We start from the raw sequence: 16,309 nt of genomic DNA, 5'->3' as shown, positions 1-16,309 counted from the left end.
TCAAAACCTATCTGTTTCAAATTGTCGTTTCATTTGTTTATTTTTCAAGTTCATCTTTTTTCAATTATTAAATTAAACGATCAAGGAAGCAATGATATGAGTTGGATTACGCCGGAACCGAATATAGATGTTGAAAAGCCGCTTTACATTTGCGTTTTGTCAAACACGAAAACATCTCAAATCCCGGGGCTTTCGGCGGCGGGAAAAACTGCTGAGTTGACCGTTTACACGCCGGCCGGCGACAGCGAACTCATGCACACCGGAAACATCATCAGCGTTCCCGTTCTTCCAATGACGCCGCCATTGGATACGCCGACACCGGCTGTCATCACCCGTTCCGCTTTAAATTTGACCAAAACGCCGCACATTTTTGTCAACTCCGGCCTCATGATTTTGCCGGACAAATCCATCCCGATGAAATCCACATCCGGAAAACCCGGGGAAGATATCCGAAACGGTGTTGCGGTTCACGACCCGAAAGACATTTTTGAAAACGCCAAAAAAATCGGATACGAATTGGCGCCGACAACGGACCACCCGATCATCGGCGAAAGCACACCCGGCGGAACGACAACGGCAATGGGCGTTTTAATGGCTCTCGGCTACGACGCAAAAGCCAGCAGCAGCGCAGATATTAATCCGATTGAACTCAAAAAGCAAGTGATCCAAGAAGCGATGAGCCGGAACAATCTCAAATTCGGCTGCCTTTCAAACGATCCGTGGAAAGCCGTCGCTTATTTGGGCGACCCGATGATGCCGGCAGCTGCGGGACTTGCGGCCGGATTTAAAGAATATGACCCGGAAATGCACATTATATTGGCCGGCGGAACTCAAATGGCGGCCGTTTTCGCGGTTTTAAAACATGCGGGCGTGAACACGAAAAATGTTTGTTTGGCAACCACCCGTTATGTTTTGGAAGATAAAAGCGCCAACTTCAGCGATTTGTCCGAAAAAGTCGGATTTAAGTCTTACATCGCGGACCCGGGCTTTGGAAAATCCCGCCTTCCCGGCATTCAACGGTACGAGTCCGGAACCATTAAAGAAGGGGCCGGGGCCGGCGGCGCCATGTATTTGTCGGCTCTTTTGGGCATTTCCGACCAAAGATTCCGGGAAGAAGTCGAAAACGTCTGCGGCATTTTAAAAGCCGGAAAGGTGTGACTCCTAAAATAAAAATCGCGTCCGATATCATCGGACCTACATTTCTATTTTTAATCCGTTACGAGATTATAATCCGGATTCAGCATCCGGCAAATCATTTTGTTGACCGGGCTCGGCAACTTTTTGATCGATCTGCGGTTTTTTCAACCAATAATAATAAAGAAACATGCCCGATGTTTTGCTGCCGCCTTTTGCGGTTAATTTCAAAACGGCATCCCAATCTTTGGGCGTGATTTTATCGCATTCGGCAAAGAAATCATTTTTCTTTTTGAGTTCTGCCCGGATCCAGCCGCCTATGTTTTCAGAACCTTTATCCAAAACGTAATCATAAGTTTTGGTGAAATCGGATGCTTTGGCCTTCACTTCTTTACTTAAAAACCGGCTTTTGAGCTTTCCGGCAAAAACAGTTGTTCCCTCGCCAAATGTGATCGTTTTATCTTTATATTCAAAATAAAAAAGATCCAGCGGGTTTTTGCCGAGAAGGACCTTTCCGTCGGCTTTCGTATCGTTTTTGTTGTCCAAATAAACGGACAAAAACGCCTTCTCCGATTCGAAACATTGACGGATTTCGGATAAACAGGTCTGATTTTCAAACGTGTGCTGGCCGATGAGAATCACGGTAATTTCGGAATCGGAAATCGTTGGCGAAATCAAAATGTCTTCCGGCTCCGTTTGACTCATTTCGGACATCACGTTTTTTGCCCGTATTTCGTCAGCCGAATCAAAACAAAAATAGACGGAGATTACCATAATGATCAATTGAATTTACACGGGATTTACACGGGATTTAAACGGTTTTACATTGCTTTTACATTGCTTTTACAATTATTTTCAGACGGGATGAGAATTTTTGTCTGATGAACAGATTTAACACGGATAGGAAATCAAAGCAATCGGATTGTATTTTTTCAATTTCTCATGACCGCCGATATCAGTCAGTTCGATGACCGCCGCCATGCCGACAATGCGTCCGCCCATTTTTTCCACCAATTGCGCCGTCGCCAAAAGCGTTCCGCCGGTTGCGATCAGATCGTCAATAATCAGGACTTTGGTTCCGGGGCCGACCGCATCTTTGTGCATCTCAATGGCATTGGTTCCGTATTCCAGTGTGTATTCTTGGGAAACGACTTCACACGGAAGTTTTCCCGGCTTTCGGGCCGGAACGAATCCGATGCCCATTTTAAACGCAAGCGGAATTCCGAAGAAAAAACCGCGGGATTCGGGCGCAACGATAATGTCCGGCTTTTCATCCAGATTTTGAACCAACTTTTCCAGTTGATTGACCGTTTCCATATAAACATCGGGGTCGGATAACAACGGCGTTATGTCTTTGAAACTGATGCCGGCAAACGGGAAACCGTCAATAATTCGAACTTTTTCTTTCAGATCCATATCTTTCACACACTTTTGTTTTTTTTTATAACAGATTATATGAAACTTTTTTATTTCAAATCCTTATTATTGTTCACTTATTTCTGAGTTGCTATTTTTTCAAATGCCGCTCTTATTTCTTCGGCCGCCGCCCGGGGACGAGGACTTGCCATAACAGCCGATACAACGGCAACACCATCAATTTTTGTCCCGGCAAGTTGGGGAATTGTTTCTTTGGAAATGCCGCCGATGGCAACAACCGGAAGGCCCGCAGATTCCTTGATTTCGTGAAGAGTATTCAATGCGACAGCATCAGCGTCCGGTTTTGTACCGGTCGGAAAAATCGCGCCGACCCCGAGGTAATCGGCACCGTCTTCTTGTGCTTTTTTGGCTTCCCGGACGGTGGAGACGGAAACACCAAGAATTTTTCCGGGACCAATAAGTTTTCGGGCAACGGCAACCGGCAAATCTTTTTGTCCGACATGAAGACCGTCGCAATCGGCCGCAAGCATAATATCGGCCCGATCGTTGACAATCAGCGCAACACCATATTTTTTTGTGACGGAAAGCAATGCTTCGGCGGTCTTATAAGACGTCAGCGAATCCGCTTTTTTTTCCCGAAGCTGGATGACTGTCGCGCCGCCGAGAATGGCTTCTTCGACTTGGAAAAGAAGCCTCTCCGGCGGGCAAATCACGCTGTCCGTGATGACATAAACGGAATAATCAATCGTGTTTCGTTTCATATTATTTTTCCAAAACATAAATTTTGGCACCCGCGTCCATTTCTGTTCGGCCGATTAAATAGAGGTAATCCATCACCTTTTCCCGAAACGTCCCAAGTCCCTGGCCTGTTTTTTCAACAAATTCAAAAGCCATTTCTCCGGAAAGCCCGTTTAAAACAAAAGCGGAGACCGTAGACATTAAGTAATCGTTCCGTTTTGCAGCGCCGGCAAATCCGCCGACCAAACTGCTGAGAACACAACCGGAACCCGTTATTTTACAAAGCATTTCATGTCCGTTTTCGATAAAATAAGTATTCTCGCCGTCGGAAACAATGTCAATCTTTCCCGTTGCGCCGACAATGCAGCCGTAACGTTTGGCCAACTCTTCCACGGTTTTTGCAGCCGTTTCGGCATTTTCAAACGTCACATAATCGGAAGCGGCGGCTTCCACACCTTTGGTTTGCCCGTCAAATCCGTACAGCGCCCGAATTTCGGACATATTTCCGCGAATGATATCAGGCTTCACTTCCTCCAAAATCTGTTTGGAAACAGAGTCGCGAAGCGGTGTTGCGCCGGCACCGACCGGATCAAAAATGACAGGGACGCCGATTGCTTTGGCTTTTTTCCCGGCTTTGATCATCGCCTCGACTTGAAGCGGCATCAGCGTACCGATGTTAATGACAAGCGCCTGCGAAATGGACACAATGTTCTCCACTTCCCGCACATCTTCAGCCATAATCGGAGCGGCGCCCGACGCTAAAAGACCATTTGCGCATTCGGTCATGGTGACTCTGTTGGTGATGCAGTGAACCAGCGGCTTTTTAAGACGGAGCGTTTCTAAATGGTCGATCGCTTTTGTTTTAGTATTATTGGATAAAATAAACATATGTCACCTCATTATTTGTTTCGGCGGCAACATTGTCAATATCTTATTTAAAAATGTTGAATCAAAATCAAACAAAAAAATGTTACAATTATTTTTATAATTTTACGATTGTTGTTCATTTACATTCGATGCTTTTTATATATTTTATATTCTTCATATTTTTTATATTCTTCATATTTTTTATATTCTTCATATGTTTTCGATATATTATTAAGATAATTTTTATTTTGTGTACAATTATATCCTTTTGATTATAATCAAATTTCGATGAAAAAAATCATCTGAATGAGATAACTTTTTATTTAAGAAAATATATAAATAATATCTTGACAATAAAAATAGTTTTGTTTAATTCGTTCAATAATTATTATTTGATTATTTTTTAAAAATTGTTCGGATTAAACTCATGACGATTAAGTCATTTCAACTTGATTGTCGGAAGCCAAAAGGAGGTCTAAAAATGAAAATCTCACCCAAATTCTTGCTTGTTGCGGGTTTAGTTCTTGTTGTTGCTCTTGCGGTCGGTGTTTCCGGCTGTACGGATCCTTCAAACAACACAACCAACAACACGACAAACAACACAACCAATACGACAAATAATACAACCAACAACACGACAAACAACACAACCAACAACACAACACCCGACTTTGACACAAACATCACGGTCGTTGACAACAAAACATTGTCTGTCAAAATCGAAGGCAATCCGACCACCGGTTACACTTGGAACTTAACCAACACCACCGTTGTCGGCGTCTTGAACGAAACATCTTCCGGATTTACCGAGCCGACAACAGAACCCGGAATGACCGGTGTCCCGGGAACATTCTACTGGACATTTGACGGCGTCCGGGACGGAACAACCAAGTTGACATTTGAATACGCACGGTCATTTGAAGCAAACAGCACGATTGCAACGATTCAAGTGGAAGTTCAAGTCAACAGCGACCGAACCATGAAAATTTTAAACATAACGGAATCGTAATTCTGAAAATAAGTAAAAATGATTCTAAAAACAGGTAAATGAAAACGTTCAAAATCAATGAATGAATTTGAGTCCGTTTTCTTTTTACCGTTTTTTCTACCATTCTCTTTTTTATTTGCCTCTTTATCTATGCAAATGAAATTAATTCTGTACAAATAAAATCAGAATTAACTCATATCGAGCGGATCTGTTTTCATATATTCCCGCAAAACGGTTGTCGCATAACTTCCTTTTGGAAGCGAGAAATGAAGCGTCAGCGCAGTTTTCTCGGGAAAATCATCATCTTTTGCCGCTAAAAATGTCGGTTCGACTTCCAGAAGGATTTCTTTTCGAAGGCCTTTTGACGCGGTTTCGGGAAAAGCCGGCACTTTAAAATCGTCGGCTGAAAATCCGGTCATTTCAATCACGGATCGCTCGATTTCTCCCGGGATCCCGCCGGCAAGCGGCGTTTCCGATCCAAAGAGCGGCGCCGTGATAAAAGCGCGTTTTCTTCGGAGAAGATTATTGATGCCTTCTCTGTTTTCCGCATCTACCGTCTCTAAACGGTCCGGATCCGGAATTTTGCCACGGCGATAACAGACGATATCGCCGATTTCGGCGCGGTTGAGCAAAAGCCCGGCTTCCAGGCGTTTGCAAATGATTTGATTGAATAAATAAGACTGATACGCGTGCACGAACATGGTGTAAAGGTTTTTCGGAAGCACCATAAAGGCGCCTTTGTAGTCGCCCGGATACGCAATCAGATGATTGAGAAGCGCTTTTTCGTGCCCTAAATGGTCCGGCATTTTGGCAAGACCGCCTTTGAGATCGTTCGTTTCTAAAATATAGTTTCGCACCGCTTTTGTTTCCTCCGACTCATCCGGATACGATTCCGCAATATACCGCATGACTGCTTTTTCCAGGTTTCCCGACAAAATATCCTGCCCGACCAAATGCGTCATCGGACGCTTTGTCCCAAACCGCTGAATTCCGAAAAAATTCGGAACGCCGCCGGACGCCGCAATCTCCAGCGTTGTTTTTTCCGCCATCCGGAGAGTTTCCTCCGGTGAAAAATCAATGTTTCGGAGAGTGATTTTAAATAAGTTACCGTCCAGGTCTCCGAGAGCGACCGGATTTTGAGATTTTCCGAGAACACGAATGGAAATATCTTTGAGAGAAACGTTATTCAGCGCTTCTTCAGAAACATCATAAACGCTCATCTTTTGAACCGTGACGGCGCGTTTGTCTTTGGTGCCGGCGTAACTGATTCTCTTATGGCTGATTCCAAGGCTGTTTGAAAGCGCTTTTAAGAAATGATTGGTATCCCAATTGTTTTTGGTCAGCTCAAAAACCAAATATTTCAAGCTCTTGTTACCGGTTCCGACCGGGCTTACCTGAATGTCGGAAATCTCTTCCACATAGAAATCCTCCGGACGGTGCCTTAAAATTCCTTTGACGCCCGGCGTATCTGTCTCATAAAGAGTCATGCCGATTTTTAGTTCAAGATCAAATATCGGATTGTCTGTTTTTGTCATAAAAATCGCATCCTTCTTAAAGCATTTTCAAATGCCCGGTGATTTTATCAATCCGTTCTTCCGCTGCCGGACCGATTCCGAGAACCGTAATGGTTCCGGGCGCGATTTCCGTTCGTCCCGCGTCGGTAATGAGCGCCGTCGGAAGCCCTTCCCGTCTCGCTTTTTCTTTGAGTTCGAAAAGTTCCTGAAGACTGCCGGCTTTGAGCACCACTTTCTTTTGCCCGCCCGCTTTCCAGGCATCAAGCTCGCGCTTGTCCGCCCATTCAGCCGCGGAAACGGCCGCGTGCGCCACCTGAACGGCCAGCTTGCCGGGCGAGAGTTTTAAGTCCGTCCGCATCACAATACATTGTTTATATTCGCTCATCTCATCCTCCGCTTTTGAATTCATTGATTTTTAAATCCGTCGAAAGTTCTTACAACAAAACAACAAATCAACTATAAAAATAAATCTCAAAAATAAAGAACTAAAATCAGGAAAACAAAATCAAATAAAACCAAAAAAGAAGAGAAAAAATAAAAGCGGATTCCCGCTTTTTAAATTAAATTAAATTAAATTAAATTGAATTAAAGTTCAGCGCCGACAATTGTTTGTGTTGCCGTAACATTCGGATTTTCACGAATCTTATCCACCACATCGTTTAATTCACGCAGCGTCTCAAGTTCCATGATGACGACGAAGTCGAATTCTCCGAAAACGTGATAAACATCCTTGACGCCGGCAAACGACTTTAAATCATTATAAGCATTCTTTTCGGAACCGGGCAATACGTTTAACATTGTAACTCCAATAACCATTTTTATCTCCTCCTGTTTTTATAATAAATCGATTACTCAAAATTTGAAATTGTCGTATATAAAATTATTCATCCTGAAAAATGTCTTTTGATTTGTGCCCATTGGAACAATCGTAAATCAAATTTATATACACCAACCGCAACTTTGTCTGCTGAACAACAAATCATAGATTAAGTCATGATAATCGAACAGAAATTGTTAAGCAATAAGATAAAAAAAAGTTATAAATAACGACGATAAATAACGAAGATAAATAACGAAGATAAATAACGAATAAAATAATGATGATTTTTATGTCAATGTCACCTACATCCGCTTCTTTGTCCTCTTCAATGCCGGCGCCTGCTTCAAATACAGGTGATGCGCCAACGTACTCGTTTCGGGATAAAATAATTGTTCTGATCGGCGCATCCATTGCGGCGTTTATTACGCCTTTTGCGGGCGCGATGGTCAATCTGTCTTTGCCGCACATCGGCGAAACATTTCACGTTACAGCACATGCACTTGGTTGGATGTCAACCGCTTACCTTTTGGCGTCTGTTTTGTTTTTGATTCCGGTCGCCCGACTGGCTGATTTATATGGCCGGAAAAAGCTTTTCTTAATCGGTATTGTGATTATCATGATCACATCTTTTTTAGCACCGTTTTCTCCAAGCTATGCCATACTGGTTCTGCTGCGGTTTTTGGATGGAATGGGGATGGCTTGTATATTTTCAACATCACTTGCTATGCTCAGTTCGGTTTATCCGCCCAAAGAAAGAGGTTTTGCCTTCGGGATTAATGTTGGTTTCGTTTACATCGGCTCATCCCTCGGACCAGTGATTGGCGGCATTATGACGGAGAATTTCGGATGGCAAAGTTTGTTCTTTTTATTGATTCCCATGGCGTTTATTGGCGGTATTCTTATATGGCGCGGCGTTAAAAGCAACTATGATGAATCCCGCGGCGAGCCGTTTGACTGGATGGGAACGATACTTTACGCCGTGACAATAATCTTCTTGATATTCGGACTCACCAACATTCCGGAAACTTGGGCATTTGGATCTTTGCTCCTGGGAATTTGCACACTTCCAATGTTTGTCCTTTATGAGAAAAGGCAAACATATCCGGTGCTTAAAGTGAAATTATTCATTCAAAATAAATTGTTTCGGCGGTCCAATATGGCCGCCTTTTTGAACTACGCGGCAACTTATTCGATTTTATTCTTCCTCAGTTTGTATTTGCAATCGGTTGATCACTTATCTCCTCAAAACGCCGGATTTGTCCTTTTGGCGCAGCCAATCATTCAAGCAATTCTGTCGCCTGTTATTGGAAAAACATCGGATAAAATTGACGGCAGATATTTGGCGACTTTTGGAATGCTGTTGATTACGGCCGGCCTCCTTCTGTTGACAACGCTTGAGGGCAACACGCCGATTTCCCATATTATTGCTTTTGAAGTCATTCTCGGTCTTGGATTTGCGTTCTTTGCGGCGCCGAACACATCGACAGTTATGGGGTCTGTCGGCCAAAAAGATTATAGCAGCGCCAGCTCCATTCTGTCGGCCACAAGGCAGGCGGGAATGGTTCTTTCAATGGCTATTGCCATGTGCAGCATTTCCTTTTTTGTCGGCAGTTCGGATATGATCAGTTCCGAGATGATTCCGAACTTTTTGATGGCAATGCATTTCACATTTTCTTTCTGCGCCCTGCTGTGTTTGGTCGGCGCCGTTTTGTCTTATCTCCGCGGACCGACAAAACGGGAAGTCGAGGCTTAATAACAATCGGCGCTGTCCCGGCGCCAATCTTTTTTTAATGAGTTTATAAAAAGATTTTTAAAATCAACAAGTTTACCGTCTCTCTTTTCGAAATGCCGGCAGGAAGCCAAAACAAGAATAAGCCAAAATAAGCAAAGAAGATAAAAAATAAAAAAAAATAAAAGGATGCAAAGAAAAAGCGATTCCTCATTTCTGATTTAAAACCGCTTCAATCGATTGCATTTGCTGGACAATGTTGGTCAGTGATGTGTTTAAATCTTGAAGCATTTTTTCAAGTTTACCTTTTCGGTCGTTCAAAAATTCAAGAGCGCCGGCAACATCTTTTTCAATATTTGCGCCGGAGCCGACACTGACAATGACCTTGGAAAAGTTTTTGATTTCAGCATGGACAAAACAGCCGGAACCGACCGGAATGATCGATTCGACGTCGTTCGTCGCCGCTTCTTTAAGACCGGTAACTGTCCGAAGGGTACTCTCACAGCCCGCCAATGTATTCCGAACCATATTCATTTGGTCCTGAATCATTTCGGCGTTTCTCTGATAGTCCTGGTACTGAGCAACCAACTGTCGGGCCTGCTGCTCACTGACCTGTGCCATCATCATACCTCTTTGATGGATTCGATTTTGATGGAACGTCTTTCAAGACGGTGTTTGCTTCCGATGGTGGAGTAAACCTTGTCAAGAGCGTTCTTTTCATTTTGGCTCTCCACGGTTTTGGTGAAGGGTTCCCAAAAGAACCCGGGTTTAAATTTTCCTGTAACAGTATAACTTGGCATTTATATCACCGATTTTTGATTGTTTTATACTTTTCTTTAGTTTGACTATGATTGTGAAAACTTTTGCCTCAACCCGCATTAGACAAAACCAAGCGCGGTTGAGATTCTTCCGAGTTCATAACCGCTGGTTTCGGTTCCCGCTAAATATCCCTTGGAATTGGCGAGAATGCCTGAGCCGACCATGCGCGAACCAAAGTTCACACTGCCGACCATCGGCGCAAATCCGAACAATTCTTCAAGGAGCGCCGATTCGCTTTCGGTAATTCCGGGGCTGACCAAAAGACCGTTGTTGGTCACGCAGCCGGCCATTCCGACCGTTTTAATGCCCGCGATGGTTCCGCGGCAGACGTCGATTTTAAGGGTGTTTGCGATGAATTCAAGCACGTTATCCGAAACCTCCGGATGAACCAGGCCGGCTGTATCGTTGGCAAGCACAAGGTTGCCGACGGCGTTTAACTTACCGGGAAGCGTGTGAAACGGAAAACCTGTTTGCTTTTCAAGGGCTTTTGTGTCTGCTTTTCCCGGGATGATAAATCCGTTCGAATTGCCGCGGCACAAAGAGCCGACCAAAATGCTGTCGTTGACCAAACAGGAATGGACCGGAACCGAAAGCCGCTTTTGAATGAATTCAACAGCTTCCGGATTCGTCCCTTTCGGCACCAAGCAGACATCTTCCGTGCAGGTGGAAAAAACCCCGATGACCGGAGTATCCATAATATTAATCGTTTGTATTGTCATAATTCTCTTTAATTTTTGATAAATTTGATTGAGGAAATCCGATATTTGAATCAATCCTCATCGAAAACAATCAATGAGAACTCAATCACCAATTCATTCAAAATTAAAACGGACAACAAAAACAAACAAAAAATGATAAATCATTGATCGTTTGTTTAAGAGTTTTCGGCAAGCTCAGCCTGAACTTCGCCGTCCGCATATTTGGCGGCTCTGACGCGGATGAACGACGGCGGTTTTTCGCAGCCTCTTTCCCAGATGCGCTCGTTGATGGATTTGTCAATTTTAATTTTGTCGGATTCGACTTTCATATGCCGTTCAAGATATTCCCGAATGATGGACATCGCTTTGTTCGCTCTCTTCCATCTCGGAGCCACCTTCACACCCCGAAGCGGGATGGTGTAAATTTGTTCTTTGACAATGTCTTCTGCCATTAAATCACCTGAATTAACATTATTTTACTCAATTTTTCGTTCACAAAAGATTGAAAAGATTACTTCAATCTCATGCTGGATCTTCTCCAGTGGCGTCTCTTGGGGTGTGAAGTCACATTTCTCTTGGTCTTGATAATGACCCAGACCGGCACACGGGCGTTTTGAACGTGCGCCTTTGCTAATCTTTTCTTTTGTCCTTTCAGATTTTTACTCATAGAAAAACACCTTTTCGGGTTATTTCATCAATTAATTTATAAGTCGGTTGATGCATAACGTTTATCATTTCCGGATTCTGGAAATGACACGTGATTGCTTGTGGGATTTTGGAAACAATTTGTGCGTCGCTTCTTCTCCAATGTCTTGAGACAAATATTCCCGAAGCTCGGCTTCATAATCGCATTTGAGCATGCCGGCGCTTTCTTCTTCCGTGATGACCAAATGGGAATCGATCATTTTGTTAATCGTCGCGCGTCCGAATCCCATCAAAGGGCTGCAGTAGAGAACTTTGTTTTTGGATTCAAAACTTTGAATTTCGGGAAGAGGAACGTGCGGAACACGGTCATCCCGGCGAAGCCCGTCGGCAATGACAGACACGCCGTCCGTTTTGGCAAGCAGCGCTAAAACGTGCCGGTGAATGTCGTTGATGGCCTGATTCGGAAATCCGTCTTTTTGAGCGGTTTTCGCCGCTTCTTCCAAGACGCTGACATCCGGTTTTAAGATTTGATGGGGAAATCCGATTTCTCGGGCAATATCCGCCGCAATCGGTCCGGTCGGCAAAATACCAAAATTGCACGTGACCAAATGAACGTCAAAAAACGGCTCAAGAAGGATGGCCGACAGAGAACTGTCTTTTCCGCCACTGAACAATACATGAGCTTTTGTTTTCATAACATTCCTCCGGTTTTGATCAAACTCTTTTGATGGATGTTTCACGCTTTGGCGGTTGAATTTGAGCCAACAATTGCTTCAACTGTTCGTCATCAATCATATTTTGAAGGCGGCCGTTTTGTGCGAGTGAAATGAGTTGCATTTCAAGCTGTTCGACCAGGGCCGGACGGGACATGCGAAGTGTCGTCAGCCGCTCGCGGGCTTCGGGCGTTAAAATCTTTCGGAGAAGCTCTTGTTTTCGGGCTTCCATTTCGGATTTTGCCTGTTCCTGCTGATAGGCGGCTTGCTCGGGACTCATTTGAGCCTGCGATTGCTGCTGTTGCATTTGAGCAAGTCTTTTACGTCTGATTTCTTCAAGCTCGTTGTCCATACTCAAAACTCCTGTTCAATTCGGCACAACCAATCAGTATTTCTTAAGTCCCGGATATTTTTCGAGAAGCTCGCCTTTTAATTCGTAGGCGGTGTTGTCGAGAAGCGCTCTTCCGGCGCCGGTAACGACACGTCCTTCTTTGTCGGTTTTGGAGACATAGCCGGCGGCTTCAAGTTGTTGAAGGGCTTTTCGAATGATTGAGCCGCTTCCCTTGGCGCGGTGGTAGGGTTTAGATCCGCGGTCTTGTTTTCCGCCGTAGATGGAGGAAAGTCTTTCCACGCCGACGGGGCCGTCTGTGTAAATCATTCTGAAAATGGCGGCGCAGCGGATGTACCACCAGTCGTCTTGAGTCGGCGGGAATTCTTTGTGAACGCCTGTTTTGACGAATTCCGCCCATTCCGGCGGGACGAATTTATCGTTTCCTTTCAATTTTTCCGCAACTTTCGCGATTAACTCGGCTGCGGGAACATCGTATGCTGTTGTCATTAATTAATCTCCTTAAATTTTATAATCTGAATTCCGAAAAACATATCGGATAAACAACCGCGACAAAAAACAGCAAAACAGCGAAAAAAGCAGAAGCCAAATCCAAAAGGATTTCAGGATAGGAGTCACTTAAATGGCAGTCCGCGAAATTTTGCATGCCGACTGAGACGGTCAACCGACAGTCATAACGGCAGTGCAATGCTGCGATTACAACCGGCAAAACGAATTCAAATCAGCATCAAAGTCAATGACCTTGCCTGATTTTCGGTTACCGTGATACGACAAATCGTACCGTTTAAATTAAACTCCCCGCTTTTCCTCAGTTTATTTGATTTTGAAGTCATCGGTTCGTTCGGATTATATTTGTTGCCTGATACGACGCTGGCTGAAGTATCAAACGTTTATGCCTATGTTTCAAAGCACCCCATGGCCGAAACGGGAAACTTTGAATGAAAGACTCAAATGGAACCTAAAACAGAACGTTTGTATATAAAGATTGTGTTGAAAATTCGAATACAGGAATAGAAATGATTAGTTCTGATTTTGTTCTTCAATTGTTTTTAAGATTAACTTTTTTAATTCCGGGACCGTTGTCGGAAATTTTTCCTCGGGCTTGGTTTCTTGAATGATTCTTGGTTTAACCTTATAAAAATCATCAATAAAATTATCAACAGCAATCCTGATCACATAAGATTTTGGCTTATTCATGATTTTGGATAAATTATCAATTTCATCCATGATATAAGGACTTTGAGAAATTGTAATCTTTTCTTTGGGAGATTTATCCTCATGTTTCAGCTGATTAAGCATTGAGTAATCAAAATCGGGATCTTCTTCATAAATAGAAATTTTCCCGAGAAATGTGGAAACAGAAGTACTAATAATATCCGAGATTGACGAAAACTTTCCGGAATTAACCAAAGAATTCATCCTGTTCAAAAGTTGTTGGCTAACCATAAATGAGGCTGATAGCTTTTTAGGGTTAGTTTGATCCATACTTTTTATACACAGGTTTGAAGATATTAGTATTTGTGACAGAGAGGTAGGCATATTTTTTATTCGCTTGAATAAATAAGCATTTTTTAAAAAAATAAGAGTTAAATATAGAAAAAATTTAATATATCATCATGTTTTTATAGGCATATGCCAAAAATTGAATATTGGTTTTTTAAATTTTTAAAACTAATGTCGTCAACAAAATATTTTTGAAAAATCAGTATTCCTGAGACATATTGATGGCAAAAATATATCTAAAAAACTATATGGGGAAAACAAATGTCTGAAAAATATTGTTCCAATTGTGGTAACAAAGTAGAATATGAAAATGCTGTTATTTGCACTAATTGTGGAACTGCTCTCAGCAGTGCAAAAACCACCGATTTACACAAACCGGTAAACCAAAAAACACCGGTCTTATCATTAATTCTTTCATTTTTGTGGCCGGGACTCGGGCAAGTTTATAATGGACAACTTTCACGCGGTTTTGGTATCTTAATAGGTTATTGGATCGGCATCTTTATTTTCATTATCCCGGGAATTGTGGTATGGATCTTTGGTATGTATGACGCATACACACAAGCTGAAAAAATAAACAAAGGAGAAGTTCCATATAAAGAAGCAAAAGCAAACGAGATTGCTGCATTTATAGTCGGTCCATTGATTGCTATTTTTTTACTTTTATTCTTTTATTTCTTCATTAATTATTATTATTATTATATGTGATGTGATGTTATGATTTTTCAAAAACCAATACCAATAATAATCACCATTTTTATTTGCTTTTGTTTGTGTAGCACCACTTTGGTGGCAAATGCTTCAACATCCAATTATAAATTCTGCTGATGATTTATCCAAAATAGGGAATGATGCTTCATATCCTTTAAGTGGAAGTTATATTTTAACAAAAAACATTGAAATTTCAGGTGATTGGCTATCTATTGGCAATAATGATTTTCCATTTACAGGAATTTTTGATGGAAATGGAAATTCAATCACATTTACAACCGAAACAAAAATTTTAAGAAGCACAGGGCCAACTGACAATGTCGATGGGGCGGGTTTATTCGGGAATATTAAAAGTAAAAGTAATTCTACATGTGTTATTAAAAATTTGAATATTGTTGCTAAAGGAAACCTATCTTCCAGCAGTTATTTTGGAACATTGGTTGGTTATTCTACTGGTGGATCCGTTGAAAATTGTTCTGTTCAGTTTTTTGATGATTTTTCAATTAACGGGAGTTCATCCGTTGGCGGTCTTTTGGGATATAATGAAGAAGGAACGGTTAAGAATTGTACATTTATTGGTAATGTAAGAGCTGATAGCAACTATGCCGGCGGTCTTGTTGGAAATATGAAAAACGGTAGTATTGAAAACAGCCACCAGGATGGAAATGTTAATGCAACTCTTATGGCCGGCGGTCTTATTGGTCAAGCTACGAATGTTAATATTAGAAATTGTTCTGCAACTGGCAACATCCATTCAGGTTCAAACAGTGGAGGATTAATTGGCAGAGTTTTTGAGAATGGGACAATTGAAAATAGTTTCGCTATTTGTAATGCGACCTCTTCAAATAAGGCTGGAGGACTCGTTGGAGGACAAGATGTCTTTAACATGTCGATAAGGAACAGTTATGCTATTGGTACAATAATTGCAAGCGGGTATGGTGCCGGTGGTTTAATTGGTACGATTGACAATGGAAGCATTGAAACAAGTTACTTTGTCGGCACTGTTTTAGCATCTAATAATCGGATGGGTGGATTAATTGGATCTACGAATAGCGATATTAATATTTTAGATTCATTTTACTCCGATGACATTGAATCAAATAAATATGGAACAGCCGTTCCAGACCAAGATATGAAACAAATTTCAACATATTTAAGTGGAAGTCCTTATTTGAATTCCGGAAGCCATGGATGGAATATTTCTCAGGATTCAAATTCAAACAATATTTGGTATATCATTAACGGGGAAGATTATCCGCGATTAAGTTGGAGCTATAAACCGCCCGTAATTGAAGAGCCTGTTGAAGTCATTGAAGACTTACCACAAGTTGTTGAAGTCTCGGATGCTGAAGTTGAAAAAAATATGACTCCATTTTACTTATACATTTTATTTGGAATTGTGCTTCTTATTATATTTAGTTTTACATTCTTATTCTTTAAAAAAAGAAAAAGTAATTCCAATAAGTAAGGACATAATTGTCTTTCAATAAAAGAATGTTATGCAAGTGGAAATGTAACTGCAAATGGCAAACATCAGGTGACCTGCAGGATAAAAGAAGTTTCCTGAAAGTGGGTTTGCCATAAGCATATTCGTCAAAATTTTTAATAATATTAGTAATATTTGTTTCTGAGGCTATATATTTTGCAAAGAAAATAAAACAATATTTACAGGACTGCAATAATGAATTATTGCGGCCCATATCT

21 protein-coding genes are annotated in these 16,309 nt (G+C 42.0%); 5 read left to right on the top strand and 16 right to left on the bottom strand.

Annotated elements, in window-relative coordinates; all coding sequences use genetic code 11:
- The first annotated feature begins 96 nt into the window (after positions 1-96).
- The gene (cobT, locus tag MsAc7_RS01180; protein ID WP_338102782.1) at positions 97-1,158 is read left to right on the top strand and encodes a nicotinate mononucleotide-dependent phosphoribosyltransferase CobT; all 1,062 of its coding nucleotides are present in this window, start codon (positions 97-99) and stop codon (positions 1,156-1,158) included.
- 66 nt (positions 1,159-1,224) lie between these two features.
- Here cobT and MsAc7_RS01175 read toward each other — a convergent pair whose 3' ends face one another.
- The 4 genes from MsAc7_RS01175 to thiM all read right to left on the bottom strand — a co-directional run bounded on the left by MsAc7_RS01175 (position 1,225) and on the right by thiM (position 4,137).
- Positions 1,225-1,839, bottom strand: coding sequence for a TIR domain-containing protein (locus tag MsAc7_RS01175; protein ID WP_338102781.1), 615 nt, complete (start codon positions 1,837-1,839; stop codon positions 1,225-1,227).
- A gap of 186 nt (positions 1,840-2,025) precedes the next feature.
- Positions 2,026-2,550 carry an adenine phosphoribosyltransferase gene (locus MsAc7_RS01170; protein WP_338102780.1) on the bottom strand — a complete coding sequence of 175 codons (525 nt, stop codon included), beginning with the start codon at positions 2,548-2,550 and terminating at the stop codon, positions 2,026-2,028.
- Between the two features lie 77 nt (positions 2,551-2,627).
- Entirely contained in the window at positions 2,628-3,290 is a 663-nt protein-coding gene (gene thiE / locus MsAc7_RS01165) for a thiamine phosphate synthase (protein WP_338102779.1), read from the bottom strand.
- A complete protein-coding gene (thiM, locus tag MsAc7_RS01160) occupies positions 3,274-4,137 on the bottom strand; it encodes a hydroxyethylthiazole kinase (RefSeq protein WP_338102778.1) in 864 nt (287 codons plus the stop codon). The genes thiE and thiM overlap by 17 nt, the downstream gene beginning before the upstream one ends.
- A gap of 460 nt (positions 4,138-4,597) precedes the next feature.
- Between thiM and MsAc7_RS01155 the strand changes: the two genes are divergently transcribed.
- Positions 4,598-5,125, top strand: coding sequence for a protease inhibitor I42 family protein (locus MsAc7_RS01155; RefSeq protein WP_338102777.1), 528 nt, complete (start codon positions 4,598-4,600; stop codon positions 5,123-5,125).
- Between the two features lie 167 nt (positions 5,126-5,292).
- Here MsAc7_RS01155 and truD read toward each other — a convergent pair whose 3' ends face one another.
- The 3 genes from truD to MsAc7_RS01140 all read right to left on the bottom strand — a co-directional run bounded on the left by truD (position 5,293) and on the right by MsAc7_RS01140 (position 7,434).
- The gene (gene truD, locus MsAc7_RS01150; protein WP_338102776.1) at positions 5,293-6,639 is read right to left on the bottom strand and encodes a tRNA pseudouridine(13) synthase TruD; all 1,347 of its coding nucleotides are present in this window, start codon (positions 6,637-6,639) and stop codon (positions 5,293-5,295) included.
- Between the two features lie 16 nt (positions 6,640-6,655).
- Positions 6,656-7,003, bottom strand: a complete 348-nt coding sequence (gene pth2 / locus MsAc7_RS01145; RefSeq protein ID WP_338102775.1) for a peptidyl-tRNA hydrolase Pth2 — start codon at positions 7,001-7,003, stop codon at positions 6,656-6,658.
- Positions 7,004-7,203: 200 nt separating this feature from the next.
- On the bottom strand, positions 7,204-7,434 hold the full coding sequence (locus tag MsAc7_RS01140) for an Lrp/AsnC ligand binding domain-containing protein (RefSeq protein WP_338099653.1): 231 nt from the start codon (positions 7,432-7,434) through the stop codon (positions 7,204-7,206).
- A gap of 293 nt (positions 7,435-7,727) precedes the next feature.
- Here MsAc7_RS01140 and MsAc7_RS01135 point away from each other — a divergent pair, with 293 nt between their 5' ends.
- Positions 7,728-9,191, top strand: coding sequence for an MFS transporter (locus MsAc7_RS01135; RefSeq protein WP_338102774.1), 1,464 nt, complete (start codon positions 7,728-7,730; stop codon positions 9,189-9,191).
- A 186-nt stretch (positions 9,192-9,377) separates the two neighbouring features.
- On the opposite strand, the gene pfdA is transcribed toward MsAc7_RS01135, so the two are convergent.
- From pfdA to MsAc7_RS01090, 9 genes are all read right to left on the bottom strand, one after another.
- Positions 9,378-9,794, bottom strand: a complete 417-nt coding sequence (pfdA, locus tag MsAc7_RS01130; protein WP_338102773.1) for a prefoldin subunit alpha — start codon at positions 9,792-9,794, stop codon at positions 9,378-9,380.
- Positions 9,791-9,967 carry a 50S ribosomal protein L18Ae gene (rpl18a, locus tag MsAc7_RS01125; RefSeq protein ID WP_338102772.1) on the bottom strand — a complete coding sequence of 59 codons (177 nt, stop codon included), beginning with the start codon at positions 9,965-9,967 and terminating at the stop codon, positions 9,791-9,793. The genes pfdA and rpl18a overlap by 4 nt, the downstream gene beginning before the upstream one ends.
- A 78-nt stretch (positions 9,968-10,045) precedes the next feature.
- Positions 10,046-10,681 carry a translation initiation factor IF-6 gene (locus tag MsAc7_RS01120; RefSeq protein ID WP_338102771.1) on the bottom strand — a complete coding sequence of 212 codons (636 nt, stop codon included), beginning with the start codon at positions 10,679-10,681 and terminating at the stop codon, positions 10,046-10,048.
- 179 nt (positions 10,682-10,860) lie between these two features.
- Positions 10,861-11,136 (bottom strand): 50S ribosomal protein L31e, encoded by a 276-nt coding sequence (locus MsAc7_RS01115; RefSeq protein WP_338102770.1) that lies wholly within the window; start codon positions 11,134-11,136, stop codon positions 10,861-10,863.
- A gap of 59 nt (positions 11,137-11,195) precedes the next feature.
- Positions 11,196-11,351: a 50S ribosomal protein L39e gene (locus MsAc7_RS01110; RefSeq protein WP_133517669.1), complete on the bottom strand. Its 156-nt coding sequence runs from the start codon at positions 11,349-11,351 to the stop codon at positions 11,196-11,198.
- Positions 11,352-11,415: 64 nt separating this feature from the next.
- Positions 11,416-12,024, bottom strand: a complete 609-nt coding sequence (locus MsAc7_RS01105) for a DUF7411 family protein (protein WP_338102769.1) — start codon at positions 12,022-12,024, stop codon at positions 11,416-11,418.
- 19 nt (positions 12,025-12,043) lie between these two features.
- On the bottom strand, positions 12,044-12,394 hold the full coding sequence (locus MsAc7_RS01100) for a DNA-binding protein (protein WP_338102768.1): 351 nt from the start codon (positions 12,392-12,394) through the stop codon (positions 12,044-12,046).
- Between the two features lie 33 nt (positions 12,395-12,427).
- Complete coding sequence (locus MsAc7_RS01095; protein WP_338102766.1) at positions 12,428-12,880, bottom strand: 30S ribosomal protein S19e; 453 nt, start codon at positions 12,878-12,880, stop codon at positions 12,428-12,430.
- A gap of 531 nt (positions 12,881-13,411) precedes the next feature.
- Positions 13,412-13,876: a hypothetical protein gene (locus tag MsAc7_RS01090; RefSeq protein WP_338102765.1), complete on the bottom strand. Its 465-nt coding sequence runs from the start codon at positions 13,874-13,876 to the stop codon at positions 13,412-13,414.
- Positions 13,877-14,155: 279 nt separating this feature from the next.
- Here MsAc7_RS01090 and MsAc7_RS01085 point away from each other — a divergent pair, with 279 nt between their 5' ends.
- Both MsAc7_RS01085 and MsAc7_RS01080 read left to right on the top strand, forming a co-directional pair.
- Positions 14,156-14,602, top strand: coding sequence for a zinc ribbon domain-containing protein (locus MsAc7_RS01085; protein ID WP_338102764.1), 447 nt, complete (start codon positions 14,156-14,158; stop codon positions 14,600-14,602).
- 88 nt (positions 14,603-14,690) lie between these two features.
- Positions 14,691-16,073 carry a GLUG motif-containing protein gene (locus MsAc7_RS01080; RefSeq protein WP_338102763.1) on the top strand — a complete coding sequence of 461 codons (1,383 nt, stop codon included), beginning with the start codon at positions 14,691-14,693 and terminating at the stop codon, positions 16,071-16,073.
- Positions 16,074-16,309: the final 236 nt, after the last annotated feature.

Source organism: Methanolapillus millepedarum (genome assembly GCF_032594115.1).
Classification (GTDB): Archaea; Halobacteriota; Methanosarcinia; order Methanosarcinales; family Methanosarcinaceae; genus Methanolapillus; species Methanolapillus millepedarum.
The sequence above is the reverse complement of the archived record's forward strand: the minus strand, read 5'-3'. Positions and strand labels throughout refer to the sequence as shown.